The sequence below is a fragment of the Acinetobacter sp. Lyrl_1 genome (assembly GCF_051948795.1).
Lineage (GTDB): Bacteria > Pseudomonadota > Gammaproteobacteria > Pseudomonadales > Moraxellaceae > Acinetobacter > Acinetobacter towneri.
In genome coordinates this window covers 1-1,348 of record NZ_JAYJLK010000093.1, presented here as the reverse complement: position 1 = coordinate 1,348, position 1,348 = coordinate 1, and the positions used below count along the sequence as shown (strand labels likewise).

Genomic DNA, 1,348 nt, shown 5'->3' with positions numbered 1-1,348 from the left:
TGTTAGCGGCAGTGTAAAAATGACCCCCTAATGGCATTTAAAAACTGACCCCCTTGGTTAATATAGCGGTCATTTTGGACTGCTCAACATGTTAACTTTGGAGCAAGCAGTGACAATCCAAATACTTCATCAACAAGGTAAATCTATTAAAGCCATTAGTCGTGAACTGGGGGTGTCCAGAAATACCGTACGTAAATATTTACGGCAAAACACCACACCTCAGTATCAGCGTATACAGCCTAGAATAAGTATCCTTGACCCATATAAACCCTATTTACTCCAACGTGTAAACGCAGCTCATCCTGAATGGATTCCTGCTGTTGTGCTCTACCAGGAAATTTTAGGGTTGGGATATCCAGGAAAGATCAGGATCTTGAGGGAATATCTTGCAACATTAAAACCAGTTGCCCAACCGGAACCGATCATTCGTTTTGAAACCCAACCTGGCCAACAAATGCAAGTGGATTTCACCACGATTCGACGTAACAACACGACTTTAAAAGCTTTTGTCGCAACATTAGGGTATTCCAGAGCGACTTTCGTGAAATTTTATGATCATGAACGTACCGATGCATGGATCGATGGTCTAGAAAATGCATTTCAGTTCTTTGCAGGAGTACCTCAGGAAATACTGTTTGATAACGCTAAAACGATCATGATTGAACGGGATGCCTATCAGGAGGGGCAGCATAAATGGAATCCCAAACTGCTCGACTGCGCCAAGAAATACAGCTTTCGTCCTCGCGTATGTAAGCCCTACCGTGCACAGACCAAAGGCAAAGTTGAACGCTTTAATGGATACCTCAAATCAAGCTTTATTGTGCCATTGAAAGCAAGCCTGAAGACTTCAGGTTTATTGTTAGATGTTGATGTCGCCAATGCCCACATTGGCCGGTGGCTGCATGAAACCGCCAATCAGCGGATTCATGCCACCACGCAAGAAAAACCGGCTGTTCGACTGCAACAGGAGCAGCAAAAATTTACGCCATTACCGCAATCAGATACGGGTTCTGGCACTGTACCTGTTGCAGCAGCACAGCATGTCATGCCCTACGAGAGTTTGCAGCATCCCTTATCGGTATATGACCAGTTGCTGGGAGTTTCCTGATGAATCTGCAATACGACCGTATAGAGCAACTTTGCCAAAAGCTCAATCTGCCTGCCATCGCATCACAATGGTCACATCATGCACAACAAACATTAGGTCAGGATGGAAGTTATGCCGACTTTGTTGAAGCGATCTTGACGCATGAATATGCTGCCAGGCAACAGCGCAGTCAGCAGGTACTGATGAAACTCTCAGGCCTGCCTCAAGTCAAAACCCTGGAAGACTATGATTTTAATTATG

The 1,348-nt window shown here is 44.8% G+C and carries 1 protein-coding gene and 1 pseudogene; both read left to right on the top strand.

Going from position 1 to position 1,348, the window contains the following annotated elements; genetic code table 11:
• Positions 1 to 88: 88 nt before the first annotated feature.
• The gene (gene istA, locus VF675_RS13650; RefSeq protein WP_180111679.1) at positions 89 to 1,108 is read left to right on the top strand and encodes an IS21-like element ISAba8 family transposase; all 1,020 of its coding nucleotides are present in this window, start codon (positions 89 to 91) and stop codon (positions 1,106 to 1,108) included.
• Positions 1,108 to 1,348: pseudogene (gene istB, locus VF675_RS13645) on the top strand (IS21-like element ISAba8 family helper ATPase IstB); the annotation flags it as partial. The gene istA and the pseudogene istB, both read left to right, overlap by 1 nt.

Coding starts and splice junctions, on each gene's coding strand:
- istA (WP_180111679.1), top strand. CDS start 89: ATGTTAACTTTGGAGCAAGCAGTGACAATCCAAATACTTCATCAACAA.